Source organism: Acinetobacter sp. ANC_7682, assembly GCF_056779795.1.
On the sequence record NZ_JBWYIQ010000015.1, the window covers coordinates 46,746 to 71,857 of the forward strand.

Consider the following 25,112-nt stretch of genomic DNA (forward strand, 5'->3'; position numbering starts at 1 on the left):
CTTTTAACTCAGCTTATTGACGAGCTGAAGCGGTAAAACCTTCATTGCAAAACCCAATGGCAACCATGGCCACTTTGGTACATATGCTTTGACTGGTTGCTTTTCGATTGCTTCAGCTAATAGTCGTGATCCTGTGGCTTGATCGACCTCAAAAGGTAATTTTCCAGCACCTTCATTAATTTCAGTTCGAATGTAACCAGGATAAATCGTTGAAACTTTAATTGGTGTTCCAAGAAGTTCAGCCCGAATCCCTTCGGCTAAATGCGCAATTCCCGCTTTACTGGCAGCATAAGCTGTAAGATGTTTTGGCATACCACGCAAAGCACTCATCGATGATATTACAACTAAATGTCCTGAATTTTGAGATCTAAAAATTTCGACCGCTGCTTCACATTGTGCCATCGCAGAAATAAAATTAGTTTCAACTGTTGCTTTATTAATCGCAAAATTACCTTTACCGATACGACGTCCTTCGCCCACACCAGCATTGACTATCACTCGATCGATATTGCCTAGCTCATCTTTAAACTCTTTAAATACACGGAAGACTTGCTCATCATCCGTGACATCCAATACCTTCGCACTTACTTTTACCTGATAGCGTTGTTCTATTTCATCTTTTAAAGCATACAACCTTTCTAAACGACGAGCACAGATCGCTAGGTTATATCCTTTTTTTGCAAACTCTTGTGCCATCCCAGCACCGATACCTGAGCTTGCACCTGTAATTAATATAGTTTTGTTCATTCCATTTTCTCTCTATGGCATATAGCCTTGATCAAATCCAAGTGAGCAAATCACGATCTTGTTCTTTTAAATAATGATGTTCATTTAAACTGAGTAATTGTGGTTCTGTACCAACCAATCTCAAGGTGGTAAAACTGGTATTGGTGATTGCCCAGTTCAATGCAAAAATTTTGTCTGCACTTAAACCAAGTAAATGCCCTGCAACGACAGATATGACACCACCAGACGTATAAACTACGGCATAACGAGGTTTTTCTGTTTCAAGTTGTACACATAGTTTGTTCAAGCCTTGAAGTACTCTTTGCTGAAATTGAGGCCAGCTTTCATCATAATCATGATGATGATCACCCTTGGTCCAACGTTGAATTGCACCTTCAAAAATTTTTCCTAAATAGGCACGAGGATCTACCGCTTGACCAACATCTTTTTTAAGTAATGCAGGATCTGCAAAACGTGGTTCATATTTTGCAAACACTTGTTGATGATTGAACTCGTTCAAATGTGGATCGATATCAATCTGACTATCAGGAAAACACTCATTCAAAGAGATATTCGCCGTCTGCTGATGACGTTTCATCGAGCCAGCTAAGACATAGGGTCGCTCCTGTAGTAACTTTTGAAAATATTGTCCCAATACTCGTGCTTGAACTTCACCTTTCTGAGAAAGCTGATCATAACTTTCAGCACCAAATGAAGCTTGACCATGTCTGACCAAATATATTGTCGTCATCTTGGCAGAATATCCTGTAATTTTGCGAGATAAGTTTTTGCAATTTCATTTGCTTCAAGCTTTTGTATACCTATGAGTTTTAAAGCACGAATATGTAATGCATGAATCACAATCCAAAAATCCTTAAATGCAGGATTATCCGTTTGTTTATGGTAATAACGATAATAAATTTGTTGTGCTATGACCGCTAATCTAAAGATTCCAAATACTTCATAGAACGTCCAGTTAGATGGCTTTAGTCCTGTTTTTTCTAGGTAATAATCCACAACTTCTTTACGTGTAAACATGCCTTTAAGATGTGTAGGTTGTCGACGTGTCGATTTAAAGATCATATTGTCGTTTTCTTCAACCCAATATGCTAAGGCTGATCCTAAATCCATAAGTGGATCACCAATTGTCGCCATTTCCCAATCCAAGACCCCAATGACCTCAGTAGGCTGTTGAGGATTCAAAATGACATTATCAAAACGCCAATCGTTGTGAATAATACAGTTGGTTGAATCCTCAGGAATATTGTCTTTAAGCCAATTTCGTACAAACTTAAAGGTCGGTACATTGATGGTATGGGCTTTTTCGTAGCGACTGTCCCAACCTTCGACCTGACGACGGCAGTAACCCTCACCTTTTCCAATTTTTTCAAGTGGTGTTCCTTGATAAGGAACTTGGTGCAATTCAATCAATTTGTCTAAAACATTTATACAAAGCTGATGCACATCAAATTCAGTGAGTTTTAGTTCTGGTGGAAGCTTTGCCCTTGGTATAATTCCCTCTATTCGCTGCATCACATAAAAATCGCATCCGAGTACAGATTCATCCTGACATAATGCCAGCATTTTGGGCACGACTGGATATAGATCTTTTAAAGCTTTCTGAACATTATGTTCTCGAACCATATCATGAGCAGATTTGGCTTTGGTTCCTGCGGGTGGTCTTCTTAATATCAGATCTGCATTGCTATATTTGAGCCGGTATGTCCAGTTCGAAGCTCCACCAGAATATTGTGTAACTTCTACAGGTTCAATCACTTCCACGCCATTTTGATTTAACCAGGTTGTGACTGAAACGATATCGAGCTCTTCACCACGTCTGACTTGCCCTGCTGTATCTATAACTGACATATTTCTTCCTTAAATCGAGTACTCATCTTATTGAGAATGACGAGTTGAAAAACCACGTTTCGCAAGTTCCAATTTTGCAATCATGCCTTTATGCACCTCATCTGGCCCATCTGCCAAACGTAATGCACGCGCTTGTGCAAAAAAACCTGTCAATGGCGTATCTCTAGATAAACCTGCACCGCCGTGAATTTGCATTGCCATATCGACAACTTTTTCCAAAACACTAGGTGCAACGACTTTAATTGCAGAGATTTCAGTGAGTGCAGCCATATTGCCCAGTTTATCCATTTTATATGCCGCATATAAGGTCAAGAGACGTGCTTGATCGATGGCAACACGCGCTTCCGCGACTCTTTCCAAATTACCACCAAGTTTCAAAATTTCCTTGCCGAATGCTTTTCTTTGCATTCCACGATCAATCATTAATTCCAATGATTTCTCTGCAGCACCGATACAACGCATGCAATGATGAATACGTCCTGGACCAAGTCGCCCCTGTGCAATCTCAAACCCTTGACCTGCTCCACCAATAATATGAGTGACTGGAACACGAACATTATTAAAGGTCACCTCTCCATGACCGTGTGGCGCATCATAATCACCAAATACAGGTAACATTCTTTCAATTTTTACGCCCTCAGTTTCAACTGGAACTAAAACCATTGAATGTTGTTGATGTCGACCTTTATGTGCGTCTGGTGTATGTGCCATAAATATAATGAGTTTTGCATTAGGATCGCCTAAGCCCGACGACCACCATTTGCGTCCATTTAGAACAATTTCGTCTCCCTCAATTACAGCAGTAGCTTGCATATTCGTTGCATCTGAAGAAGCAACTTCTGGTTCAGTCATGCAAAATACGGATCGAATTTTTCCTTCTAAGAGAGGTTTTAACCATTGTTCTTTTTGTTGTTCTGAGCCATAGCGCCAAATTAACTCCATATTACCGCTATCTGGCGCATTACAATTGAAAACTGTAGGAGCCAATAAACTACGGCCAGTTAACTCAGCAATGTGTGCATATTCTTGAACTGTTAAACCTTGACCAAATTCTGGGTCTGGTAAAAAAAGATTCCACAGATTTTGTGATTTAGCTTTTTGTTTGAGTACTTCAAGTTCTGCTGGCCACGTCCATGATGTCCAATCATCACTTGGATTTAATTGATGAACTTTATGCCAAAATTCTTGTTCTATAGGCTCTATTTCGTCTTGAATAAAGCGTTGTGCTAAATCGTAAAAGTGTTTAGCTTTTTCCGTTAATTCAAACATTAATCCCTCAAACTATATTCTCATCACGCTTTACATCAACATAGCTTGAAATCTACTATGAATAAAATGATTTATTTAAATATTACTTTATGAATAGAATTCATCAGGAATCTGTGGATCTGAGCGCTTTTTCACACATTGATATCAATCTATATCCATTATTTATTGCGATATACGAACATCAAAGTATCAGCAAAGCCGCAAATTTGATGTGTATTACACAATCTGCAGCTAGTCACGCTTTACAGCGATTAAGATTACAATTGAAAGATGATCTTTTTATCCGAAGTGGTATAAAGATGGTTGCGACGCCCTTTTCACATCAAATTTATCCACGAATAAAAGAAACATTAATCGCAATTCAGCATATCTCGACTCATCATATATCTTTTGATCCACTGACGATTCAATCTATTCGTATAGCAATTCATGATGAAATTGAGCCTTTGATTTTTCCGCAGTTAATTCGTCATTTTCGTGATCTTGGACTGGCGACACGGTTTCAAAGTATCAAGTTAGATCGAACTAACTGGGCAAAAGATTTATTATCACAGCAACTTGATTTAGTGGTCGATCTTCAACAGAAAGTTGATGAGAAAATTTATTTTACCCCTTTAGTGAATGATCGCTTTGTCATATGTGGTTTGACAACCATCGAAAATTTAGAACAATATAAACATGCCCAACATATTGGTGTTTCATCAAGGCATTCTGGTGTGCTTATTGAAGATTTACATTTTAAAAAGTTGAATATTCAACGTGATATTTTTTTACGCTGTCAACACTATTCAACAGCACTACAAATTTTGAAGGAGTATCCTGACACATTGCTAACCTTACCTTTTAGTATTTTAAAAAATTTGAAATTACCTCAAGATTTAAAAATTTCTGAACTCCCTATTGAACTGCCTTTAATGAAAATGGGAATTTATTGGAATTCACAATTAGCATCGCATCAAAAGTTTCAGTATTTAATTTCAGAAATTAATAAAATTTATGCTTAGGCTATTTGTAGCGGTGATAGAAGATGAAACTTAGGCTATTTTCTTGAAAATATGTGTAAATACCATCTGTTCAATATTGAATCAAACACTCACTTCGAGTTGATTTATCATATTAAGGCTTGTTTTTTCTTGCGTTTTCTATGTTTGATCAACTCCCTGCATCATGGCTTATTGGGCTAGGTGCGATTTTATGCTTATTACTTCTTATCATTTTTAGACAAGTAAGAATTTATCTTCTTCAAGTATTTAAACCTTTTAAAAAAGGAAAAACTTATTGGTGCCGTGTTACAGCGGTGAGTGATGGTGACACTCTCTCCTGCCATCGTTTGAATCTAAGACGTTCTAAAACTAAATTACGCTTTGCTTTTGTAGATGCGCCTGAATCTAATCAAAGTTACGGGCTTGAATCCCAACGCTTAGTTAAGAAAATGGTTCAAGGTAAAATTGTTCGTGTAAAAATCACGGATATTGATCGTTATGGACGTTGCGTGGGTGTGGTCTACCGCTATCGCAAGAATATGAATGAAGAATTAGTGAGGCGTGGTGGTGCGTGGGTTTACGAAGAATACATACGTGATCCAAAGCAATTAAAATATATGATCTCGCTACAAGATAGTGCAAAACGCAATAAACGAGGTCTCTGGCGCGGGACCCGTCCTATTCGACCAAGTACTTTTAGAAAACAAAAAAGCTAATATTTTCAGTACCCTGATTATCAATAAGTGCATTACGCTTGATTCGTCTAATAATTGAGCGTAAATTCAAGCCAACAAACTAGTTAGCTTGGTTAACTATATGCAAAACTCTCTCAAATTCCGTGTCGTATTGCTGCGAAGTGCGCGACTCTTTAGTGACCGTTTAAATGATATCTTGGCTCAATACCAACTGAACTATTCAATGTGGCAGTTGATTTATCATATCTATGATCATGACTCCGTCACTTCAATTGATTTGGCTCATGAACTCAATGTTTCTAAACCATCAATTGCAAAACGCATTAATACTTTACATAAATTAGATGTTATTCAGTTTTTAGAATCATCTGATAAACGCCAAAAATTAATTCAATTAACCGAAAAAGGTAGAGATCTTTATCAAATTTGTACAATTCAGATTGATCAATTTGAACAACAGTTTTTGAATCAAGTAAATCCTGAAGACATTGCTCAAAGTGCTGAGACACTTCAACTGTTTTTGTCTATTTTAGAGCGTGATAAAAGCTTAAATATCGTGGAGGAGTTATGAGTACTTCCTCAAATCAAGTTAATCAGCCTCTTTGGACACGTAACTTTATTTTGGTCAGTTTAATTAACTTTCAATTGGTACTGACTTTTTATCTTCTCGTCATTGTCATTGTGGGATTTTCGATAGCAGAACTTGGAGCGACGACGGCGCAGGCTGGTTTAGTATCAGGACTTTTTATTGTGGGTACACTGATTGGTCGTTTATTGGTGGCTAAATTCCTCGTTAAATTCGGTTCTAAAGTCACCATGCTGGTCGGACTCACTGGATTTCTCATATTTTCAGGCTTTTATTTTCTCCATTTAGAGGTTGGAACTTTATTAATCGTTCGATTCTTGCATGGCTTTATGATGGGGGTTGCCTCCACCGTATTTGGCACAATTATCGCTCAAATTATTCCCGCAACCCGTCGTGGTGAAGGTATAGGTTACTACAGTATGAGTAGTACTTTAGGAACTGCAATTGGACCATTTTTGGCAATCTGGCTAATGCTTCATGTCAGTTACAACATTATTTTTGCCCTATCTTCAATCCTTGCAGTTTTATGTTTAATTACAGCATTATTTATTCAAGTTCCTCAAGTGCATCAGGTTCCTTCTATACCTGATCAGATTCATACACAAAATAGTTTTCTATCTCAATATATTGAAAAGAGCGCCTTACCCATTGCTCTGATCATGTTGGTAAGCTCCCTCTTTTACTCTGGTGTTCTATCGTTTATTAATTTTTATGCCAAAGAAATTGATCTGGTTGAAGCAGCATCATTTTTCTTTCTCATTTATGCGTTGACGATTCTGCTCTCTCGTCCTATTACGGGACCACTAATGGATAAGAAAGGCGAAAATATAATTATGTATCCGGCCTTTCTCATTATGGCACTTGCATTCTTCTTGTTGAGCCAAGCTAACAGTTCGGGCCTTTTGTTGATTTGCGCAGGATTATTAGGTTTAGGCTACGGTAATATCCAGTCAATTTGCCAAACGATTGCAGTGAAAAGTACTAGTTTGGAACGAATGGGATTTGCAACCTCAACTTACTTTATCTTTTTAGATGCAGGTTTGGGATTCGGTCCTTATTTCTTAGGTTTAGCTTTAGATTTGATCAGTTACCAACAACTCTATTTATATAGTGCTATTGGGACGTTATTTTGCATTGTCTTATATTATGTATTACATGGGAAAAAAGTTCGAAATATGAATATTGCTTAGGCTATTTATGGGTTTAAAAAAGCACTCCAATGAGTGCTTTTCCATATTTTATTTAAACACTTTAAAACGTGTGGCGTCGTCAATATAGCCTTTATCGAAAGCTTCACCTTCTTTAGATCCAAATACCAATTGTGCGCTTAGTTTCCACGAAGCTGGTACAGTCCATTCAGTGTGGACTTGATCATCTACAATCGGATTATAATGTTGAAGGTTTGCACCTAAACCTTCTGTATGCAAAGCTGTCCAAACCGCAAACTGTGCCATTGCTGTTGAATGTTCCGCCCAAATTGGGAAGTTTTCCGCATACGAAGAATATTTCTCTTGTAAGTCAGTGATCGTATCCATTTCTTCGAAAAATAATACAGTTCCTACGCCCGCAGCAAAGCTATCCATTTTTGCAGAAGTTTTCGCTGCACTCGCCTCGTCCTTCGCATATGACTTTAGCTTCTCTTTCACAAAGCTCCAAAACTTTTCATGTTCAGCGTTAAATAAAATCACCGCACGTGAAGATTGAGAGTTAAAAGATGATGGGCTTTGTTTAATCGCATTCTGAATAAGATCTGTTAAGTACTCAGGAGATTGTTCAACTGCTTTTCCTAAAGCATAAATCGTACGGCGTTTTTTAATTAAATCTAAAAATTTATTCGACATTTTCTGAAATCCTTTGATATTTCCTCGGGGAAATACAATACTCTGACTTTTAATTCATTAGAAATACTTAACCTAAGATTAAATATTCAACAAATCAAATATGTTGTAGTGTTACATTAAGCATTTATCAGACCAACATCTATCCATTTTGAACCCTAATTAGAAGATTTGATTTTATTCGTATTTTTTTTACCCAGCAGTAAAAAGCCCTCCATAATAGAGGGCTTGTCTTGGCATATGTAAGCTTAAAATTTAGCCTCAAGAACCTGAGCCGATACTTGGTTTTTCCATAGGGAGCGTAAGGTTGGCAAATAGAATTTTTCACCTAACTCTACTAATTCAGCATCAATCGCCGTATGAACTTCATGCATGAACAAATAGTCTAAATCTACCGTACTGAGCTTAGGTTGTTCTTTAGAAAACTTTGCTCTTTTTTGTTGAGCAGTTTTTACTAGCTGATCTGCAAATTCACGATTTTTGAATTGTGTAATGGCATTCAGACGCAGTTCAATCACACCCCAACCTGTCACTAGGAGTTTGAAGGTTTCAAAATCTTTTGTTGTTGATTCCCATGTCATGTCTTCTAGATTTTCATCTTTAGGTAGAACAGGAAGTAGTAATTCCATAATACTTGGGAAGATTTTTTTAAAGTTAAGAATAAATTTAACAGGATGTTCACCTGGATAATCTTGAAATTGAACATTTTTTTGAACATCTGTTAAATATATATCGAGCATTGAAAATTTCCGTAGATTGGCTGTCTTAAGTCTAAGATAAGAACTTTGATACAACAGCAATTAAAAGCAATGTGTATTTTAACAATTGCGACGAGTTAATCAATCTCATAATAATTACATGACTATGTGATGAAGTTTTTACTTATTTTTTTAATGTTTTGCAGTTATCGCATAATAAATCTTCCTCTGTTGAATATTTCGTTAATTTCTCTATTAATCTCATAATAGCTATCATTATTAGCCACCCTGAGCCCGTTAAAATTGTTAATGTAATGTTCCGAAGATTATTAAATTTATGTTTCTTTCTATTTTGAACTTCATCATCAATACCTTGCTTACAATTGATACATTCTGGTTCTTTGTTCTCTTCCCACCTTTTATGCAAAATTTCGAGTTGATTGTAAATTTTAGGACTATCAATATCTCTTAAATATTCAATTACAGGTTGGAAGAGGTTGTAATTAGCTTTAAGTATTGATTTGAAACTACTTTTTATTAAGTCTTCATCTAAGTTGTTATGCCTGATTCCAATTGCTACAAATTCCAAAAAATTTAATAAATATGTTACAGCCGATTTTTCCTCATCTTCCAATGAATTAAATTTTTCTCTAGTCAATTGCACTTTATCTTTTGACTCTACGTTTTGATCCTTCCCCAAATTCCTTCTTATTTTGGTTGCAATATCAACCTTAGCAATATACGCAGTAGAATTCCTACTATTCATCAATACTTGTACTGAATGACTTCTTATAGTGTTTATAATTTGCACCCTTGAAGTAAAAATCCAACCAAAAACGGCAGCTATAGCTGCTAAAACCGTAACTAATGCTGTCGTTTTAAACTGCCCATCTGTATTCTCTATATCAAAATTTAGAAATTTATAATCTTCAAAAAAACTTTTCCAAATTAATATTTCTACAAACGTGATACCTAATAAAATTAAGATGAGAAGGAGTTGATTACTACTTCTAATCTTAATAAAGAAATTATCTCTACGATAAATATAAAAATAAGCAATTACAGTGACATATGGAATTATCAGAAGATAAGTATAAAAGTAATTCAATTTTATTTTACTCAAAAATAAAGCACCCTAATGGATGCTTTTTTATTACACAAATTTAAATGAGTCTCAACCTAATCCATAGCCTTCTTCAAGGATTAGACGAGCTTTATAATTATTCATGATTGTCTCCTTTGTAAAAGCCTTAAGTGACGTATGAAAGGTCGTTTTATAAATAGTATTCTGAAATGAATAATTGGTCAATATATTAAAGACAGTTGCTTGTCAATATATGTTATCAACATTCAAATCATAAAATTCACCAAATCGAAATCACTTCACATTAGGTGAAACCATATTCTCAGGTACAACGACTTCATCAAACTGCTCAGCTGTGACTAAATTCAGCTCTACAGCAACTTGTTTAAGTGTTTTACCTTCCTTATATGCTGTCTTAGCAACTTTTGCCGCGTTTTCATAACCAATCACAGGATTCAACGCAGTCACTAGCATCAATGAGTTATGCAAGAAATAATCGATCTTATCTTGGTTTGGCTCAATCCCCACAGCACAATGCTCATTAAAGCTATTACATGCATCACCTAGCAGTTGAATTGATTGCAGTAAATTATAAGCAATAACCGGCATAAAAACATTTAGTTCAAAATTACCTGAAGCACCAGCGATATTAATTGTCGTGTCATTACCCAAAACCTGCGCAACAACCATCGTCATGGCTTCACTTTGAGTAGGATTCACCTTACCCGGCATAATACTCGAACCTGGTTCATTTTCAGGAATACGAATCTCCCCAAAACCACAACGAGGACCACTCGCTAACCAACGAATATCATTGGCAATCTTATTTAAACTCGCAGCAAGTGTTTTCAGTGCGCCAGAAGCAAATACTGCAGCATCACGTCCAGCTAGTGCTTCAAATTTATTTGGTGCAGTCACGAAAGGTAAACCCGTAAGCTCAGCCAATTTCTTTGCTGCATTTATAGCATAATCAGGATGGGCATTTAGACCTGTCCCGACAGCTGTACCTCCTAATGGCAATTCATATAACCCCTCTAAAGCTTGCTCTAGACGTTTTAACCCATGATCGAGTTGAGATACATAACCACTGAATTCCTGACCTAAAGTTAACGGCGTTGCATCTTGTAAATGTGTACGCCCAATCTTAACGATATTTGAAAATTCTTGAGACTTCTGATGCAAAGTTTCTCTTAAAGCTTGAACTGCTGGAATCAATAACTCATTGATCTGTAAACTAGCAGCGACATGAATCGCTGTTGGAAATGAATCATTTGTAGATTGAGCTCGATTAACATGATCATTTGGATGAACGGGTTTCTGTGCTCCAAGCGGATTACCCAGCTTTTGATTCGCAATATTTGCAATTACTTCATTACAGTTCATATTACTTTGAGTACCAGAACCTGTTTGCCATACCACTAATGGAAATTGACTGTCCCATTGCCCCGTAATCACTTCTTCTGCTGCACCCACAATATAATTCGCCAATTCAGCAGGAATCTGATTTAACTCAGCATTGGTAAGTGCAGCCGCTTTTTTGACCAGCCCCATACCACGGATCATCGCACGAGGAAGTCGCTCACCACCAATTTTGAAATTTTGCAAACTGCGCTGGGTTTGAGCCCCCCACATCGCATCACTTGGTACTTCTACATCACCCATCGTGTCGTGTTCTATACGTGTTTGCATATCAACCTCAAATATTTCGCTATTCCTTGGAAGAATCATGTTTGATTCGGATTCATCCACCGTTGATTTGATGCTAATCAAAAAAACCATAAATGTAAATGATTATCATTTTAATCATTAAAGGTGCTTTGATAGTATCGCCATTGATCTTCAATCATTTGTTCTAGTGATCGATGTGCTTTCCATTTCAATAATTCAAATGCTTTTAAACTATTCGAACCAATTTGATCTAATTCTTGGAAAACATAATCAGTTTCCTCAATTCGAATTTTTGTTTCAGTCACTTTTTCTACCGTATTAATCAAGTTTTGAATTGAACTTGGCTGACCTGCGATATCAAATGCTTCGCACGTTGATCTTTGATTAAATAACCACTTTAAAGTTGCAATGACTGCCTCGCACACATCAATGATATGCACAAAACTTCGTTCAACCGTTTGGTCTTTTGTCTTGGCATTCTTTTGTAATTGAATGGAATCGCGCTGCATGGCTGCAACTTGTAACACCAAAGGCAAAATATTTTTAGGTAAAGGGGCAACCACTTCACCCAAAACTCCATGTTCAAAAGCACCAGCTACATTTGCTAGTCTCAGGATCGCAATACTCCATTCTTCATCCGTTTTAGAGGTATCACGGATGATCTCTTCAATCATTTGCTGGGATTTAATATAAGGGTTTGGATTGGCAAAATTGAGAGGATGCTCTTCATTTAAATTCAAACTCGAAGTGCCATAAACCGCCATACTTGAAAGATGCAATAATGTTCGTACACCTGTTCGTTGCATTGCACGCATCAGACTCATAATACAACTGACATTATCATTATAATATTCAAGCGGTTTTAAGCGAGATTCCTCTAAAGACTTAAATCCTGCAGTATGTATAACAGCACGGATTGAGTACTGCTCAAAAACTTTATTCAGAGCAGGCGTATTTCTAACATCTAGCTTTACAAAAGGTACATACATCCCAGAAATGTATTCAAGACGTTCAAGCGTTTGTAAATTCGCATTGGCAAGATTATCTACAATGACAACTTCTTGACCATGTGCCAATAAGCTTAAAACAACGTGTGAACCTATAAAGCCTAATCCACCTGTCACTAAAATCATTGTATACTACCTTTTTTGTTTAAAAGCCTGAATAAGCTATTTTCAGTTTGATCATCCTATGCGAAGTTTTAAATGAGTACGTTATTACTAATTACCTCGGCACCTAGCTCAATCCATGCTTGGCATGCATTAGGACTCGCACAATCATTGCAAGCGAAAGGCGAAATTTTTCGAGTTTTCTTTTATCAAGACGGCGTTCAAGTTGCGAACAACTTACAGTGGTCGCCAGATGATCAAAGAAGTCTCACACAAGAGTGGCAAAAATTAAATATCAAACTTCCTGTTTGCGTAAGTGCTGCCCTAGCACGTGGAATTACTGATGCTGAAAATGCTCAACGCCATCACATTGGGTCCCATAATCTGGCCGAAGGTTTTCAGCTGGTAGGACTCGGTGAATTGGCAGATGCTGTCTCATCTTCAGCACGTCTAGTTCAATTCTAAATTATTCATTTTTCATTGATTGTTGCAATTGAAAGGTAAATTGTGTGAAATCTGTACTGGTTATATTAACCCAATCAAATCTCAACTCGCTACAAGTTCATGAGAGCCTTTCTGCAACCATGGTTTTAGCAACTTTTGGCGCTGAAGTAAAAGTTTTATTGCAAGGCGCAGCCTTAAGTTTACTCCGCTCCGAATTAAACTTCGAACCCATTAAGCATGCGTTTAAACTGGCTTCTAACCTCGTCGATAGCTTTGAGTTTTACGATCTAAGCCCTATTTTGATTGAATCCAATCAACAAGATAATCCCTTTGTTCAACATACTACGCATGAAATTAAATTTATTGAATTCAATAAAGAGTTAATTCAAAGCTTTGACCATGTGCTGTATTGGTAACTCATATGACCGATAAAACGCTTTATTTAATACAATCTCAATTTGCAAATAATGAACATTGTATTCAACAGGTTCAAAAAACACTGGATAGCAATGATGCTTTAGTGCTTATGGGGGATGCAGTGTTGGGATTGTTTACATCATCTTTACTTACGATTCAAAACAAGGTCTACGTTTTAGATCGAGATGCTGAGTTATTACCTTCGCATCTATTGAACGGCGATTATTTTCAAATTGAAGTGATTGATTACACCACTTTTGCAGATATCATTTTGGGCTTTACACGCTGTATTAGCCTTAAATAAAACAAATTTATTGACTTAGGTTTTACCATGACCACTGAATTATCCCTTGAACTCGATCAAGATGGTCATTTAGTTGACTATACCATTTGGAATGAAAATGTAGCGCAAGTACTCGCGAATACGCTCGAGCTTGAGCTAACAGCTTGGCATTTCGAAGTATTGCATGCGGTTCGCCAGTTCTACGCTCAATTTGGCCATTCTCCTGCAACTCGTCCCTTAATCAAATTTTTAATGAGACACGTCAGCGCTGACATTGATAATGCAGTATTGCAAGAAAAGTTTAAAACAGGCCTAGTTGCTCGCCATCTAAGTCGATTAGCCGGAATACCAAAACCAGCCAATTGTCTGTGAGCCAAAGCTACTTTTTTGATTTACATAGCATAGTGAGTCAGTTCAGTTCGTAGCTTAAAAAATGAATTAATCAGTGAAATAGATATTAAAAACCCGCTATGCAGCGGGTTTAGACATCACCTAGACTAATGATGGTTAAGATGTCGCGTGTCAATCAGGGAAATTGGAGTACGTCAACTCAACGCAAAAAATTATAATAAAGTTCGAGTTATCAATTCAGTCCAAATTCATATCAATATCTGACAAATTTGCTAGTTTGCGCTACACCAATCATCAATAGTCATGCCCGATTGTTGAAAACTCGTAGATTGCTGATTTAAATAAAATTGCGCAATACGCTTCATTACATGTGCTTGTTCAACTTGAATAAAATGGTCTGCTAAACCAACAATGTTTTGATAGGCCTTTAACCTTCCGCATAAAGCAAGTTGTTGCTCCATCGGAGTGGCTGTACTGTGTTCATCATCTAAAATTTGCTTGGTTTGTTCGATCAGCTGCATTTCATGATCCAGTTTTTGCTGATACGCCATTTGTTGTGCATCAATCAAATCATTCGCTACAACCTGTTGTGATATAACAAAACTTAAACCTACAAAAATCAACCTCACCCATAACATGCGCATTAGATTCCTAAATCAGGCTCAGCTTTCCAAACATCCTCATAATCATCTCGATCAATCATAAAACGGAAACCTGTTTCCAATGCAAGAAATGGAATGGCATCGGGTAAAATTTCTTCAAGCTCTTTCACCGTCATCGTCTCAAAAAAATCTTCGCCCTCGCCTAATTCACCACCATAAATAAACCATGCCACTTTCTCACCTGGTTCAGGCTTATTACGTAAACCGACAATTGGCTCTTGATCTAAAGTATGCTTAGCCACAGCTACAACATCATCTTCATTCACTTTGATGTAAGCAGAATCAAACTCCTCACAGACTAATTTTTGCTCTTCAATAAAATCTTGCAACATGGATGATTCCATTTTCATCATAAATTCAGACCTAATTTTAAGCATAGTGTCGTATAAGCACAATCAATCCGACGAAACAATCTGTTTTTACAATGTTTTTTTTGCTATCTTGATTTTGTTACACATTCAAGATTAAATGGGGGGAATTTCATATGAGCAGCAATTCAAATATTTCAGCAACAAATACCGCTTCTCTACATGGTGGTAAACGTGCCAATGCAGGTCGAAAATCACAGTTTTCAGAAAAAACAGTAGTAATGCGTGTTCCTGAATCAAAAGTGATTCAAATTAAAGAATGGTTAAAAATACGACCTGAAGATGATTTCAATCAACAAATTGAAATTTCACCAATCCAATTTAGAACACGTTTAAAAATCACCTATCCTATTGAATCTGTGGCAGCAGGCTTCCCTTCCCCAGCACAAGATTATGTAGAAGGACATATTGATCTAAATGAATACTTGGTTCACAACGTAGCTTCTACTTTTATACTACGCGTAAATTCGTTATCAATGAAAAATGCAGGGATTGAAGTTGGTGATCAAATCTTGATTGACCGGAGTTTGAATGCAGAACATGGTGATATCGTCTTGGCGCTGATTAATAATGAATTCACAGTAAAAAGATTAATGTTAGAAAAACAAAATGATGGAACGATCCTTTTATGGTTAAAAGCCGAGAATCCAGACTACCCTGACATCTATCCTCGTAGCGAAGAACAAATCATGGTCTGGGGTGTAGTGACTTGTATTTTAAAAAAACTGAAATAAATTGATCTAAGCAGTTCACCCTACTCCTATGCAAAATATTTATCATCAAGAGATTTTTGCGCTCATTGATATTAATAACTGCTATGTCAGTTGTGAGCGTGTATTTAATCCAAGTTTAAATGGTCAACCGGTCGTTGTTTTAAGTAATAACGATGGTTGTGTCGTATCTCGTAGTGAGGAAGCGAAAGCTCTCAATATTGGCATGGCCGTGCCATGGTATGAAATTGAAAAAGATATGCTTAAGGCTGGTGTTAAAGTATTTTCAAGCAACTATGCCCTCTACGGCGATATGTCTAGTCGCTTTTTCACTATTTTAGAGCAACACTTTCATGCAGATTCAGATCTAGAGCCCTATTCAATTGATGAATGTTTTATTCGCCTAACACATTATCAAAGTCTTTTTGATTTAGAAAAATTTTGTCGAGAATTAGTCGACCGTATTCAACAATGGATCGGTTTACCTTGTTGTATCGGGATTGGTTACAGTAAAACACAAGCTAAACTCGCCAATCACTTTGCCAAAAAACGTTCTGGTTTTAACCGAGTGTGTTCTTTATTGGATTTGGATCCATGCAGTTTTGATCAATTACTTATAGAAACCTCAGTATCGGAAATTTGGGGCGTAGGTCGAAAAATTAGTAAACAACTTGAAAGTTACGGTATTTATAATTGCTATGACTTAACTTTTGCCAATGAACACTATTTGATGAAGCAGTTTTCAGTGCTCATGGGGCGTACCATTCGTGAGCTAAAAGGTCAGTCCTGTATTTCACTAGAAGATCCTGATTTACCGTCTAAACGAATCTTAGCATCACGAAGTTTTGCATCAGCATTAAAGGATAAAGCATTAATCAAGCAAGCCATGATTTTTCATTTAAGTCGGGCTCATGAGCGTTTAACCAAGCAAGAACAATTATGCGCCTGTGTCCATGTGTCTCTTTATGAAAAAATTCCAGTAAAACCATTCAAGAAATCACATTCTCATGTAATTGGTTTGGAATATCCGACGGATGATTTATTAATCCTGACCCATGCAGCACAACAGCAAATTGATGTTTTATTTAAAGAAAATATACGTTATGTAAAAGTTTCCGTCATGTTTTCTGCTTTGAGTGCTAAAAAAACACATACACATGACCTTTGGCAGCCTCATGATTTAATCCAGCAGCGAGATTCACTCATGACAACAATTGGCGCTATGAAAAACCGCTTTGGAAAGCATTGTATTCAAGTGGGCTATCATACCAATCAACAACAATGGAAAATGAAGCAATTGCACCACTCTCCACGCTATACCACCTCATGGTCAGAAATGCTGACTATTGATGACTCACATATGGCGGTTACACAAAACAAATGAATACTTTTGGTCAATTCGGTTTAAAATAGCAGACTCGAAGAATTAAAAGAAAAATGTAATTTTTTAACATTGCCAATTGACTGCAAAGTTCTCAAAATACAGCTCATTGACGACATTGTTTTTTTGCTATTTTTGAAACAAAATATAAATGAAAAAGCTTAAAAACATGCCATAATATGCAAACTTTGCAGACATCTTGCAAGGTTATATTGCAACTTTCATATTGGAGCTGTCTTCATGAGTTCGACCATTTTGGTCATACATGGACCAAATTTAAATTTGCTAGGAAAGCGAGAACCTGAAGTTTACGGACATTTAACTTTAGACGATATCAATCATCAACTCATACAGCAAGCTCAAGAAAGTTCAATTCAACTTGAAACCTTCCAAAGCAATTGGGAAGGTGCCATTGTCGACCGAATTCATCAAGCCCAAATTGATGGTATAAAATTTATCATCATCAATCCTGCTGCACTGACCCACACCTCAGTAGCAGTACGTGATGCCCTATTAGGTGTTGCGATCCCATTTATTGAAGTTCACCTTTCAAATGTTCACGCACGTGAAGCATTTAGACACCACTCTTATCTCTCAGATAAAGCTGTCGGTGTCATTTGTGGACTAGGCGCACAGGGTTATTCATTTGCATTCACTCATGCCGTGCAAAAAATTCAAACTTCTACACATCTTTAACCTTAGGAATACGAATTCATGGATATTCGCAAAATTAAAAAGCTCATCGACTTAATGATTGAATCGGATCTTCAATCTATTGAAGTAAAAGAAGGTGATCAATCCATTGCTTTAGCGCGTCGTAATCCTATCGTAGCCGCTGGTGTTGCACCAATACAATCTGCTCCGCCAGAAGCTCCAGTTGTGAAACCAGCTTCTCGTGGTGCTGTTGAAACCTCACCAATGGTTGGCGTGTTCTATGCTGCACCAAGTCCAGGCGAAGCACCATTTGTAAATGTAGGACAAACTGTTTCAGCAGGCGAAACGCTTGGAATTATTGAAGCAATGAAAATCATGAACCCAATTGAGGCAACTCAAAGTGGTGTGATTGAAGAAATTTTAGTTAAAAATGGTGATGTAATCCAATTCGGTCAACCTTTATTCCGCTACCGCGCGTAATCGTTGGGGGTTGGTATGTTGCAAAAAGTTCTCATTGCCAACCGAGGTGAAATTGCACTGCGTATTACACGTGCTTGCAAAACACTCGGTATTAAAACAGTCGGTATCTACTCGGATGCCGATAAAGACCTCATGCATTTACGCTTTGTTGATGAAGCCGTTTGTATTGGTCCTGGTGCAAGTAGCGAAAGTTATCTAAATATTCCTGCAATTATTACAGCAGCGGAAGTGACTGGTGCAGATGCAATTCATCCAGGTTATGGCTTTTTATCAGAAAATGCTGAATTTGCTGAGATTGTAGAAAGTTCTGGTTTTATCTTTATTGGTCCACGTCCTGAACATATTCGCCTTATGGGGAATAAAGTGTCAGCGATTATGGCGATGCGTAAAGCTGGTGTACCAACCGTTCCAGGTTCAGCTCATGCTGTAACACCAAACAATGCCTTGGCCGAAGCAAAAGAGATTGGCTTCCCACTTATCGTTAAAGCTGCTGCTGGTGGTGGCGGTCGCGGTATGCGAATTGTTGAACGTGTTGATACACTGTTGGAGTCTGTACAAGCAGCTCAACGTGATGCTGAAATGTGGTTCGGTGATGATACGGTTTACATGGAACGTTTCCTTCAAAAGCCACGCCATGTTGAAGTACAGGTGATTGGCGATGGTAATGGTCACGCCGTACATTTATATGATCGTGACTGTTCATTACAACGTCGTCATCAAAAAGTTCTTGAGGAAGCTCCTGCTCCGAACCTTCCAGAAGAAGCTCGTGCTGAAATTTTAGCAGCTTGCGTAAAAGCATGCGAATTAATGCAGTATCGTGGCGCAGGCACGTTCGAATTCTTATTTGAAGATGGTGAGTTCTTCTTTATTGAGATGAATACACGTGTTCAAGTAGAACATCCTGTGACAGAAATGGTAACGGGTGTCGATATTATTGAACAACAGCTTCGTGTAGCCGCTGGTCTTGGTTTAAATCTAGAACAAGATCAAATCAAAGTACACGGTCATGCAATTGAATGCCGTATTAATGCAGAAGATCCAACCACCTTCCTTCCATCACCAGGTAAAATCGAGCAATTCTACACACCAGGTGGTGCAGGCATCCGTTTAGATTCTCATATCTATCCAGGTTATAGCATTCCACCTTACTATGATTCGATGATTGCAAAATTAATCGCACATGGTAAAGATCGCGAAACCGCTTTGGCTCGTATGAAACAAGCCTTAGATGAAATGATCTTAACTGGAATCAAAACCAATATTCCGCTACACAAAGATCTCATCCTTGAAGATAAGAACTTTGCAGAACAGGCTATGGATATTCACTACTTAGAGAAACATTTGTTGAAACAGGTACAAGGACATAGCGAAGCTGAGTAATTACAGCTTTACAAGATGAATAAAAAAGCCTCTTTTTCAGGAGGCTTTTTTATTATTGAAGAATAGGCTGCAAAGATTTTAGCTTATGGCAATATACGATTAAGTTTTGCAAAACATTGTCCACCCTTTTCAGATGCACAGAAATTGATTTGATTCGGATTGTCCCATTTTACAAAATATTGAGACAAATCTCCTGCCTGATCTACTTGATTACCAGAGCAGTCTTTTTCGTTGTTCTCATAATTGACTTGCATGACCAAGGTAGGCAACAAGCCCGAAGAGCTGTCTTGAGATGGTTGATACTCAAATAAACCGACCGACCACTCTTTAGCACTATTCACGACCACCTCATTGTTACCACGGAAATTATAATACTCAACACATTTTTTATTATTTGGAATTTCCATTCCCCATAAACCTAAAATTTCTGGGCGCATGTTGATTCGAATATTATTTTCAGGCTGTTGTAAATCAGCACCTTTAGCTTGCGCTTGGACATTTTGATCGGCAGAAGAAAAAGACGTCATTAATAAAAGTAAAGGTGCAAAAAAAACTGTTTTTTTCATACAACATCTATAGGTCAACGTTTAGAGCTAAATTAGCACATTTCAGCAAGAAAACTCATAGAATTAACGTGATAAGAACAATTTTATATAAGAAAATGAATTCCCTATTGATGAACTTTAAATCATCAGCAGTTTAATGCGATCTATTGATTTATTAGTGCAAAAATATATTCTTATCAGAATAATATTCATTCTATACCTCACAGAAAGCTTAAAAATATAAGATTTTATGCAAGGGAATATACGTTAAGTATGACCATATGGATACGAACAGAGCTGATTAAAAACAATGCACAATCTTTTTTGATTGTCATGCTCATCATTACACTTTGTGCTTTGGCTGGAATACTTGGTCGACCTCTCTCATTTCTTGCAATTTTCTGGCCTGCAAATGCCGTACTACTTGGTCTTTTTTTAAGATTTAGTTATCTCAATAATCTTGGTGGCTGGCTTGGGGCCTTTTCTGGGTATATGCTTGCAGACCTAGGTACTGGCAACACTTTACAACTTACTTGGTTGTTAACTCTTGCTAACTTGCTAAACCCATTAGTGACCTTATACCTACTGAACCGGTTAAAAATCAATTATCAAGAATTCAATAAAGGTCTTACATTTGTTTACTTATTTTTAATTAGTGCTTTTGGAGGGTGCCTAGCAAGCCCAACCTTTGCGATTTTAACCATCCCTTATGTTCCTAACAGCTTTATGGAGCTCAGCCGTATTTGGGTTGATTTTGGCATGTGGTGGAGTGGTGAAATTCTTAACTTTGTCGCTTTTTTACCTATTGTTCTGGCATTACCAAGCAAAACTACAGTTCAACAATATTTTGTAAATCAAAAAAATCAACGTTTAAGTTTGCCCCTTGTCTTACCCTTCATATTTGTCGTTGTATCTGTAATTCTAACTCACTTTTTTATTGGCCCTGGCGCCATCATGTTCCCGATCGGAGCACTCATCTGGGCAGCATTAACCTACAATTTATTGTTGGTTGCAATCATCAACTGCTTTGTATGTATGTTCTTATACAACAGCTTAAGTGCATATTATCTAACAGAATCTCCAGAAGCATTTATTTCGACAACACTGTCTGTTCGCATCGGTCTTTTCATGCTGGCTTTAGGCCCACTAACATTATCAATTATTAGTTTGAATCGCCAAAAGCTATATCACCAAATATTATATTTAGCGAACCATGACAGTTTAACAACGACTATGAATCGCCGATATTTTTATGAAGAAAGCGAAAAGACGATAGACTCAACTCATAGGGAGGTGAAATCCAATATTCACAGCGTGTCTATTCTACTACTCGATATTGACCACTTTAAAAAAATTAATGATCAATATGGACATGAAATAGGTGATATTGTTCTCAAAGACTTTAGCAATATCGTCAGATCTCAAATTAGATCAAATGATTTATTCGGTAGAGTTGGCGGCGAAGAATTTGCCATCTTAATTAAAGATAGTAACCTACCAGCCTGCATTAAAATCGCACAGCGTATATGCGACCGCATGGCAGAAACACCGATTATGATCAGGCAAAATCAACATATCAATATTAGTGTAAGCATAGGTTTAAGTTATCAACAACTTCCGTCTGGCACCCCATTCCAACAATTGATTAATCGTGCAGATGTTGCCCTTTATCAAGCGAAATCTGAAGGACGAAATAGATTATGCGTGGATCCGCAATTACTATTTACTCAAACATCATAAGTCACTATCTTGCTTCAGTAGGCTTGAGATTTGGTAAAGCGGATAAAAATATGAAACCAATCAACGTTGAAGCTCCTGCAATGATAAAAATATAGCTGCCAGAAATCAGCTCCCAATATTGTCCTGCCAATACGCTTCCAGATGCCACACCCAAGCCCCACATCGTACTATACAAAGCTTGAGCTCTACCCTGCTGCCCAGCAGAAAAGTGCTCAAAAATAATGCGCATCGCCAATAAGTGAAATAAACCGAAACTGAATGCATGCATTGTCTGGGAGAGAAATTGGAGAACAAAACTTTCAGGAAATAAACCAACAATCAAAAACCTAAGCCCAGTCATCCATAAACAGATCGCAACCAACTGACGCCATGTAAAACGATTTAAAAAAAATGATGCATAGGCAAACATCATGATTTCAGCAATAACACCTGTTGACCAAAGAAATCCTGTTGCTGTGGTACTAAATCCAGATGACTGTAAGTAATTGCTATAAAAACTATAGAATGGTGCTTGAGCAAACAACATAATGAACTCAATTAAGAAAATTGCTTTCACAACTGGTTGTTTTAAGACTGGAATAATGGATTCAAGTGTTTTTTGGGCTTTTGGTGCGCCCTTCGGTTCTTTTACTGTAAATGACCATAAGAACGCTAGAAATGAAATACTCAGTAATAAAATCGGGAGATACTGAATATCGATGATTTCAAGAATTAGACCAATAAAGAAAACACCAACAATAAACCCAATCGACCCCCATTTTCTCACTTTGCCATAAAGTTCATTTCGTTTTTCGCCTAACCAAAATAATGTAACGCCTTCAAATTGAGCAAGTATCGCATTTTGAAAAAAGCTGAAGATCAACATTAACAAGGCAATTGATTGAAAATTATTGGGTATAATAAAAATGAGGAACCATATACTCGCTTCCATCCATGTTGCGATTCGCACCAATAGCATTCTTTTACCCGTTTTATCCGCCACCCAACCCCAAATAAACGGCGCAAAAAAACGTGTCATGATTGCAATTGCACTAAGCCACCCAATCTCTAAAAAGCTAAATCCCTGATCTTGCAGATATAGACTCCAATACGGCATGAAGGTACCGACAATCGCATAGTAGAAAAAGTAGAATCCACTTAGTTTGTGTCGAATTGGAATAGGTTGCATTAGCTTACATATCCTTGCATTTTCAATAACTTAAAATATTCTAAGGTTGCATAGCATTGCATTAGTTTGTCCTTAATTGCAGTTTAACTGTCTACAAATCAGTCTACAAACTTTAAAAAAATATTTTTCCTAATTTTTTGTAGACCGCAGCATAAGACACAGATATTCTTCATTTTATGATTAAATTTGATTAAAAGCACGTTGCATTAAGTGAGGTGATGGATTGATGGGGTTCTTAGGTGGTTTATGTCGCACTTCAAGTTTTACTCTGCCAGGTTATGATAAAGATGAACAGACATGTAACTACTGGCTAAGTAGTAAGAACTATCCGATGAAGATGAGAAATGAAATAAAAAAAGCATGTTTAAATAAGTGGTTAAAGTTAGTAGACTGTTATCGTTTTTGAATAAGACTTTAACTATATACAAAAGAGTTTCTAAATGAATATTAAATTTACTTTAATAAGCATAACTACTTGCTTTGTAATGACTGGGTGTACCGCTTTAGATAAAGCAATTTTAGGAATGCCTCTTGCAAGAACAATTACTCCAGATAGTGTTAAAAAATATAACTCACCTCAAGAATTAATTAATGGCGAACGGCTTAATGGTGACTATTCTGGTATTGGCCGTTTATATAAACCTAATTTAGGTCAGGTAATTATCCCTTATAAATATTTTCAATCCTTATGTATTTCACAAAAAGGAAGATTTAGCCCAATATTAACAAAAAGCTCTCCATATATTGGAAGTTATGAATGTATAAAAAGTAACAATCAATGGGCTGTAAACATTCAGGAAACTTCTAGAGATATAAATGGAATATATTTATCTTCAAATGTTTTGGATAATACGTCATTACGTATATTTAAATCGATTAAACAAGATAATGAAGCAGAAAAGCTTAAATTAATCCAAGCACAAAAGTCACGTGAGATTGCAGCTCAACGACAATATCAACAGCATTTGCTAAACAATGCCCCCCAACCTAGAGATATTGGAGCTACTGTTTGTAAAGATACGAGTGTCAATGAATACACAGGGTTGCTTGTCTTAGGTCAGGCTCAATATAGAGAGATTCAAAACGCTCGAGTTATTGCTAACCTAGAAAGTATGGGTAATGGCAACCAAAATATTAAGCTCAATATTAAAGGATGGCTAAATAATAATGGTGGTATTAGCTCAGGACCAGGCGTAGTTTATAATCAAACACCTTTAGAGTCAGGACGAGTAATCTGGGACAATAAAAAAGGTTGGTACAAGTGTAATTATTAATCAATATTATAAAAAATAGCCCTCACTTGGAGGGCCTTTATTGTAAAAAAACGGGGGGATTTTGGCAGCACATGGTGATCGCTGATGAGTGATCAATATTTCGTAATCAATTGAAGATAAACTGTTTTTTTTAATGAATGTTTGACTATTGCAGATTAAAACCTTTATAAGAGACATATGAAAATCAAACTTCAAAAGAGGATATTTTGAAAAAGCAAATTTTAGCAACACTTTTTTCTGTTTATTCTGTATCGGTTTTTGCTGGTATCGAATTTTATAATGGGGATAATGGTAATGGTGATTTGGAGGGTCAATTAAATGACAGATATTCTACTACAATCAATCTAAAAGCAGATAGAGAATGGAATAACGATGAAATTCGATCTTTAAGATTAAAATCAGTAGCTCCAGGTACAATAATTCGTTTATATGACAGCCCTGAATTAAAAACTAATGATGATTGGGTGGAGATTAAAGTTTTAGAGTCCAAATCAGATACAGTTATTGGAAATCTAGAAAAAAACGTAACGGAAAATTCATATGACCAACGCTATCATAGAGTAAATGGTTTAAATGGAAAGGTTTCAGCCATACAAGTGATTAAAAGTCCACTAGAAAATCAAAATCTTAGTTTAAAGGGGCTTTGTTGCATAAAGGTTTGAAAGGCTGAGTTCCCTTAAGCTACTCAAATTTAAGAGACAACTTGGGTATGAGGGCGACCTAATTCTGT

At 36.9% G+C, this 25,112-nt stretch carries 29 protein-coding genes; 16 read left to right on the top strand and 13 right to left on the bottom strand.

The window, feature by feature from the left end; all coding sequences use genetic code 11:
• Nucleotides 1–3 precede the first annotated feature (3 nt).
• From AC1M9D_RS07660 to AC1M9D_RS07675, 4 genes are read right to left on the bottom strand one after another with little or no spacing between them, the layout of a single operon-like run.
• Nucleotides 4–747, bottom strand: coding sequence for an SDR family oxidoreductase (locus tag AC1M9D_RS07660; protein ID WP_481611872.1), 744 nt, complete (start codon nucleotides 745–747; stop codon nucleotides 4–6).
• Between the two features lie 31 nt (nucleotides 748–778).
• Nucleotides 779–1,477 carry a histidine phosphatase family protein gene (locus AC1M9D_RS07665; RefSeq protein ID WP_481611873.1) on the bottom strand — a complete coding sequence of 233 codons (699 nt, stop codon included), beginning with the start codon at nucleotides 1,475–1,477 and terminating at the stop codon, nucleotides 779–781.
• Nucleotides 1,474–2,595, bottom strand: coding sequence for a phosphotransferase family protein (locus AC1M9D_RS07670; RefSeq protein ID WP_481611874.1), 1,122 nt, complete (start codon nucleotides 2,593–2,595; stop codon nucleotides 1,474–1,476). Before AC1M9D_RS07670 ends, AC1M9D_RS07665 begins: the two co-directional genes overlap by 4 nt.
• Before the next feature lie 27 nt (nucleotides 2,596–2,622).
• The gene (locus AC1M9D_RS07675; protein WP_179997995.1) at nucleotides 2,623–3,864 is read right to left on the bottom strand and encodes an acyl-CoA dehydrogenase family protein; all 1,242 of its coding nucleotides are present in this window, start codon (nucleotides 3,862–3,864) and stop codon (nucleotides 2,623–2,625) included.
• An 89-nt stretch (nucleotides 3,865–3,953) separates the two neighbouring features.
• On the opposite strand from AC1M9D_RS07675, the gene AC1M9D_RS07680 reads away from it, so the two are divergent.
• The 4 genes from AC1M9D_RS07680 to AC1M9D_RS07695 all read left to right on the top strand — a co-directional run bounded on the left by AC1M9D_RS07680 (nucleotide 3,954) and on the right by AC1M9D_RS07695 (nucleotide 7,318).
• A complete protein-coding gene (locus AC1M9D_RS07680) occupies nucleotides 3,954–4,868 on the top strand; it encodes a LysR family transcriptional regulator (protein WP_481592599.1) in 915 nt (304 codons plus the stop codon).
• Between the two features lie 140 nt (nucleotides 4,869–5,008).
• A complete protein-coding gene (locus tag AC1M9D_RS07685; protein ID WP_481592600.1) occupies nucleotides 5,009–5,563 on the top strand; it encodes a thermonuclease family protein in 555 nt (184 codons plus the stop codon).
• A gap of 100 nt (nucleotides 5,564–5,663) precedes the next feature.
• Nucleotides 5,664–6,113 (top strand): MarR family winged helix-turn-helix transcriptional regulator, encoded by a 450-nt coding sequence (locus tag AC1M9D_RS07690; RefSeq protein ID WP_481611875.1) that lies wholly within the window; start codon nucleotides 5,664–5,666, stop codon nucleotides 6,111–6,113.
• Nucleotides 6,110–7,318, top strand: a complete 1,209-nt coding sequence (locus AC1M9D_RS07695; protein ID WP_481592602.1) for an MFS transporter — start codon at nucleotides 6,110–6,112, stop codon at nucleotides 7,316–7,318. The genes AC1M9D_RS07690 and AC1M9D_RS07695 overlap by 4 nt, the downstream gene beginning before the upstream one ends.
• Nucleotides 7,319–7,366: 48 nt before the next feature.
• On the opposite strand, the gene AC1M9D_RS07700 is transcribed toward AC1M9D_RS07695, so the two are convergent.
• The 5 genes from AC1M9D_RS07700 to AC1M9D_RS07720 form a co-directional block, all read right to left on the bottom strand.
• Nucleotides 7,367–7,969: a nitroreductase family protein gene (locus AC1M9D_RS07700; protein WP_481611876.1), complete on the bottom strand. Its 603-nt coding sequence runs from the start codon at nucleotides 7,967–7,969 to the stop codon at nucleotides 7,367–7,369.
• 245 nt (nucleotides 7,970–8,214) lie between these two features.
• Entirely contained in the window at nucleotides 8,215–8,706 is a 492-nt protein-coding gene (locus tag AC1M9D_RS07705; protein ID WP_481594627.1) for a hypothetical protein, read from the bottom strand.
• Between the two features lie 142 nt (nucleotides 8,707–8,848).
• Nucleotides 8,849–9,787 (bottom strand): DUF4760 domain-containing protein, encoded by a 939-nt coding sequence (locus tag AC1M9D_RS07710; protein WP_481611877.1) that lies wholly within the window; start codon nucleotides 9,785–9,787, stop codon nucleotides 8,849–8,851.
• Nucleotides 9,788–10,042: 255 nt separating this feature from the next.
• Nucleotides 10,043–11,437: a class II fumarate hydratase gene (gene fumC / locus AC1M9D_RS07715; protein WP_035267804.1), complete on the bottom strand. Its 1,395-nt coding sequence runs from the start codon at nucleotides 11,435–11,437 to the stop codon at nucleotides 10,043–10,045.
• 110 nt (nucleotides 11,438–11,547) lie between these two features.
• A complete protein-coding gene (locus AC1M9D_RS07720) occupies nucleotides 11,548–12,549 on the bottom strand; it encodes an NAD-dependent epimerase/dehydratase family protein (protein WP_481611878.1) in 1,002 nt (333 codons plus the stop codon).
• A 72-nt stretch (nucleotides 12,550–12,621) separates the two neighbouring features.
• Here AC1M9D_RS07720 and tusD point away from each other — a divergent pair, with 72 nt between their 5' ends.
• The 4 genes from tusD to AC1M9D_RS07740 are packed head-to-tail and all read left to right on the top strand — an operon-like array spanning nucleotide 12,622 to nucleotide 14,041.
• Complete coding sequence (gene tusD, locus AC1M9D_RS07725; RefSeq protein ID WP_481611879.1) at nucleotides 12,622–12,990, top strand: sulfurtransferase complex subunit TusD; 369 nt, start codon at nucleotides 12,622–12,624, stop codon at nucleotides 12,988–12,990.
• A 44-nt stretch (nucleotides 12,991–13,034) separates the two neighbouring features.
• Entirely contained in the window at nucleotides 13,035–13,385 is a 351-nt protein-coding gene (locus tag AC1M9D_RS07730; protein WP_481611880.1) for a hypothetical protein, read from the top strand.
• A 5-nt stretch (nucleotides 13,386–13,390) separates the two neighbouring features.
• The gene (locus tag AC1M9D_RS07735) at nucleotides 13,391–13,690 is read left to right on the top strand and encodes a DsrH/TusB family sulfur metabolism protein (protein ID WP_481611881.1); all 300 of its coding nucleotides are present in this window, start codon (nucleotides 13,391–13,393) and stop codon (nucleotides 13,688–13,690) included.
• Between the two features lie 27 nt (nucleotides 13,691–13,717).
• Nucleotides 13,718–14,041: a TusE/DsrC/DsvC family sulfur relay protein gene (locus AC1M9D_RS07740; protein ID WP_481611882.1), complete on the top strand. Its 324-nt coding sequence runs from the start codon at nucleotides 13,718–13,720 to the stop codon at nucleotides 14,039–14,041.
• A 251-nt stretch (nucleotides 14,042–14,292) separates the two neighbouring features.
• Here AC1M9D_RS07740 and AC1M9D_RS07745 read toward each other — a convergent pair whose 3' ends face one another.
• Both AC1M9D_RS07745 and AC1M9D_RS07750 read right to left on the bottom strand, forming a co-directional pair.
• Nucleotides 14,293–14,664, bottom strand: coding sequence for a hypothetical protein (locus tag AC1M9D_RS07745; RefSeq protein WP_481587418.1), 372 nt, complete (start codon nucleotides 14,662–14,664; stop codon nucleotides 14,293–14,295).
• A complete protein-coding gene (locus tag AC1M9D_RS07750) occupies nucleotides 14,664–15,014 on the bottom strand; it encodes an immunity protein Imm33 domain-containing protein (RefSeq protein ID WP_035267817.1) in 351 nt (116 codons plus the stop codon). Before AC1M9D_RS07750 ends, AC1M9D_RS07745 begins: the two co-directional genes overlap by 1 nt.
• Before the next feature lie 152 nt (nucleotides 15,015–15,166).
• Between AC1M9D_RS07750 and AC1M9D_RS07755 the strand changes: the two genes are divergently transcribed.
• The 5 genes from AC1M9D_RS07755 (at nucleotide 15,167) to accC (ending at nucleotide 19,655) form a co-directional block, all read left to right on the top strand.
• Nucleotides 15,167–15,784, top strand: coding sequence for a LexA family protein (locus tag AC1M9D_RS07755; protein ID WP_481611883.1), 618 nt, complete (start codon nucleotides 15,167–15,169; stop codon nucleotides 15,782–15,784).
• A 28-nt stretch (nucleotides 15,785–15,812) separates the two neighbouring features.
• Nucleotides 15,813–17,144 carry a Y-family DNA polymerase gene (locus AC1M9D_RS07760; protein WP_035267823.1) on the top strand — a complete coding sequence of 444 codons (1,332 nt, stop codon included), beginning with the start codon at nucleotides 15,813–15,815 and terminating at the stop codon, nucleotides 17,142–17,144.
• A 237-nt stretch (nucleotides 17,145–17,381) separates the two neighbouring features.
• Nucleotides 17,382–17,837 carry a type II 3-dehydroquinate dehydratase gene (gene aroQ / locus AC1M9D_RS07765; protein ID WP_481611884.1) on the top strand — a complete coding sequence of 152 codons (456 nt, stop codon included), beginning with the start codon at nucleotides 17,382–17,384 and terminating at the stop codon, nucleotides 17,835–17,837.
• 18 nt (nucleotides 17,838–17,855) lie between these two features.
• On the top strand, nucleotides 17,856–18,275 hold the full coding sequence (gene accB / locus AC1M9D_RS07770; RefSeq protein ID WP_481611885.1) for an acetyl-CoA carboxylase biotin carboxyl carrier protein: 420 nt from the start codon (nucleotides 17,856–17,858) through the stop codon (nucleotides 18,273–18,275).
• Between the two features lie 15 nt (nucleotides 18,276–18,290).
• The gene (accC, locus tag AC1M9D_RS07775; RefSeq protein ID WP_035267832.1) at nucleotides 18,291–19,655 is read left to right on the top strand and encodes an acetyl-CoA carboxylase biotin carboxylase subunit; all 1,365 of its coding nucleotides are present in this window, start codon (nucleotides 18,291–18,293) and stop codon (nucleotides 19,653–19,655) included.
• 83 nt (nucleotides 19,656–19,738) lie between these two features.
• Here accC and AC1M9D_RS07780 read toward each other — a convergent pair whose 3' ends face one another.
• Nucleotides 19,739–20,221, bottom strand: a complete 483-nt coding sequence (locus AC1M9D_RS07780) for a hypothetical protein (protein WP_035270703.1) — start codon at nucleotides 20,219–20,221, stop codon at nucleotides 19,739–19,741.
• Between the two features lie 252 nt (nucleotides 20,222–20,473).
• Here AC1M9D_RS07780 and AC1M9D_RS07785 point away from each other — a divergent pair, with 252 nt between their 5' ends.
• A complete protein-coding gene (locus AC1M9D_RS07785; protein WP_481611886.1) occupies nucleotides 20,474–21,940 on the top strand; it encodes a GGDEF domain-containing protein in 1,467 nt (488 codons plus the stop codon).
• Between the two features lie 4 nt (nucleotides 21,941–21,944).
• Here AC1M9D_RS07785 and AC1M9D_RS07790 read toward each other — a convergent pair whose 3' ends face one another.
• Entirely contained in the window at nucleotides 21,945–23,108 is a 1,164-nt protein-coding gene (locus tag AC1M9D_RS07790) for an MFS transporter (RefSeq protein ID WP_481611887.1), read from the bottom strand.
• Nucleotides 23,109–23,548: 440 nt separating this feature from the next.
• On the opposite strand from AC1M9D_RS07790, the gene AC1M9D_RS07795 reads away from it, so the two are divergent.
• Both AC1M9D_RS07795 and AC1M9D_RS07800 read left to right on the top strand, forming a co-directional pair.
• A complete protein-coding gene (locus AC1M9D_RS07795; RefSeq protein ID WP_158650816.1) occupies nucleotides 23,549–24,382 on the top strand; it encodes a hypothetical protein in 834 nt (277 codons plus the stop codon).
• A gap of 206 nt (nucleotides 24,383–24,588) precedes the next feature.
• A complete protein-coding gene (locus tag AC1M9D_RS07800) occupies nucleotides 24,589–25,044 on the top strand; it encodes a hypothetical protein (RefSeq protein ID WP_481611888.1) in 456 nt (151 codons plus the stop codon).
• Nucleotides 25,045–25,112: the final 68 nt, after the last annotated feature.

Coding starts and splice junctions, on each gene's coding strand:
- AC1M9D_RS07660 (WP_481611872.1), bottom strand. CDS start 747: ATGAACAAAACTATATTAATTACAGGTGCAAGCTCAGGTATCGGTGCT.
- AC1M9D_RS07665 (WP_481611873.1), bottom strand. CDS start 1,477: ATGACGACAATATATTTGGTCAGACATGGTCAAGCTTCATTTGGTGCT.
- AC1M9D_RS07670 (WP_481611874.1), bottom strand. CDS start 2,595: ATGTCAGTTATAGATACAGCAGGGCAAGTCAGACGTGGTGAAGAGCTC.
- AC1M9D_RS07675 (WP_179997995.1), bottom strand. CDS start 3,864: ATGTTTGAATTAACGGAAAAAGCTAAACACTTTTACGATTTAGCACAA.
- AC1M9D_RS07680 (WP_481592599.1), top strand. CDS start 3,954: ATGAATAGAATTCATCAGGAATCTGTGGATCTGAGCGCTTTTTCACAC.
- AC1M9D_RS07685 (WP_481592600.1), top strand. CDS start 5,009: ATGTTTGATCAACTCCCTGCATCATGGCTTATTGGGCTAGGTGCGATT.
- AC1M9D_RS07690 (WP_481611875.1), top strand. CDS start 5,664: ATGCAAAACTCTCTCAAATTCCGTGTCGTATTGCTGCGAAGTGCGCGA.
- AC1M9D_RS07695 (WP_481592602.1), top strand. CDS start 6,110: ATGAGTACTTCCTCAAATCAAGTTAATCAGCCTCTTTGGACACGTAAC.
- AC1M9D_RS07700 (WP_481611876.1), bottom strand. CDS start 7,969: ATGTCGAATAAATTTTTAGATTTAATTAAAAAACGCCGTACGATTTAT.
- AC1M9D_RS07705 (WP_481594627.1), bottom strand. CDS start 8,706: ATGCTCGATATATATTTAACAGATGTTCAAAAAAATGTTCAATTTCAA.
- fumC (WP_035267804.1), bottom strand. CDS start 11,437: ATGCAAACACGTATAGAACACGACACGATGGGTGATGTAGAAGTACCA.
- AC1M9D_RS07720 (WP_481611878.1), bottom strand. CDS start 12,549: ATGATTTTAGTGACAGGTGGATTAGGCTTTATAGGTTCACACGTTGTT.
- tusD (WP_481611879.1), top strand. CDS start 12,622: ATGAGTACGTTATTACTAATTACCTCGGCACCTAGCTCAATCCATGCT.
- AC1M9D_RS07735 (WP_481611881.1), top strand. CDS start 13,391: ATGACCGATAAAACGCTTTATTTAATACAATCTCAATTTGCAAATAAT.
- AC1M9D_RS07740 (WP_481611882.1), top strand. CDS start 13,718: ATGACCACTGAATTATCCCTTGAACTCGATCAAGATGGTCATTTAGTT.
- AC1M9D_RS07745 (WP_481587418.1), bottom strand. CDS start 14,664: ATGCGCATGTTATGGGTGAGGTTGATTTTTGTAGGTTTAAGTTTTGTT.
- AC1M9D_RS07750 (WP_035267817.1), bottom strand. CDS start 15,014: ATGTTGCAAGATTTTATTGAAGAGCAAAAATTAGTCTGTGAGGAGTTT.
- AC1M9D_RS07755 (WP_481611883.1), top strand. CDS start 15,167: ATGAGCAGCAATTCAAATATTTCAGCAACAAATACCGCTTCTCTACAT.
- AC1M9D_RS07760 (WP_035267823.1), top strand. CDS start 15,813: ATGCAAAATATTTATCATCAAGAGATTTTTGCGCTCATTGATATTAAT.
- aroQ (WP_481611884.1), top strand. CDS start 17,382: ATGAGTTCGACCATTTTGGTCATACATGGACCAAATTTAAATTTGCTA.
- accB (WP_481611885.1), top strand. CDS start 17,856: ATGGATATTCGCAAAATTAAAAAGCTCATCGACTTAATGATTGAATCG.
- accC (WP_035267832.1), top strand. CDS start 18,291: ATGTTGCAAAAAGTTCTCATTGCCAACCGAGGTGAAATTGCACTGCGT.
- AC1M9D_RS07780 (WP_035270703.1), bottom strand. CDS start 20,221: ATGAAAAAAACAGTTTTTTTTGCACCTTTACTTTTATTAATGACGTCT.
- AC1M9D_RS07785 (WP_481611886.1), top strand. CDS start 20,474: ATGACCATATGGATACGAACAGAGCTGATTAAAAACAATGCACAATCT.
- AC1M9D_RS07790 (WP_481611887.1), bottom strand. CDS start 23,108: ATGCAACCTATTCCAATTCGACACAAACTAAGTGGATTCTACTTTTTC.
- AC1M9D_RS07795 (WP_158650816.1), top strand. CDS start 23,549: ATGAATATTAAATTTACTTTAATAAGCATAACTACTTGCTTTGTAATG.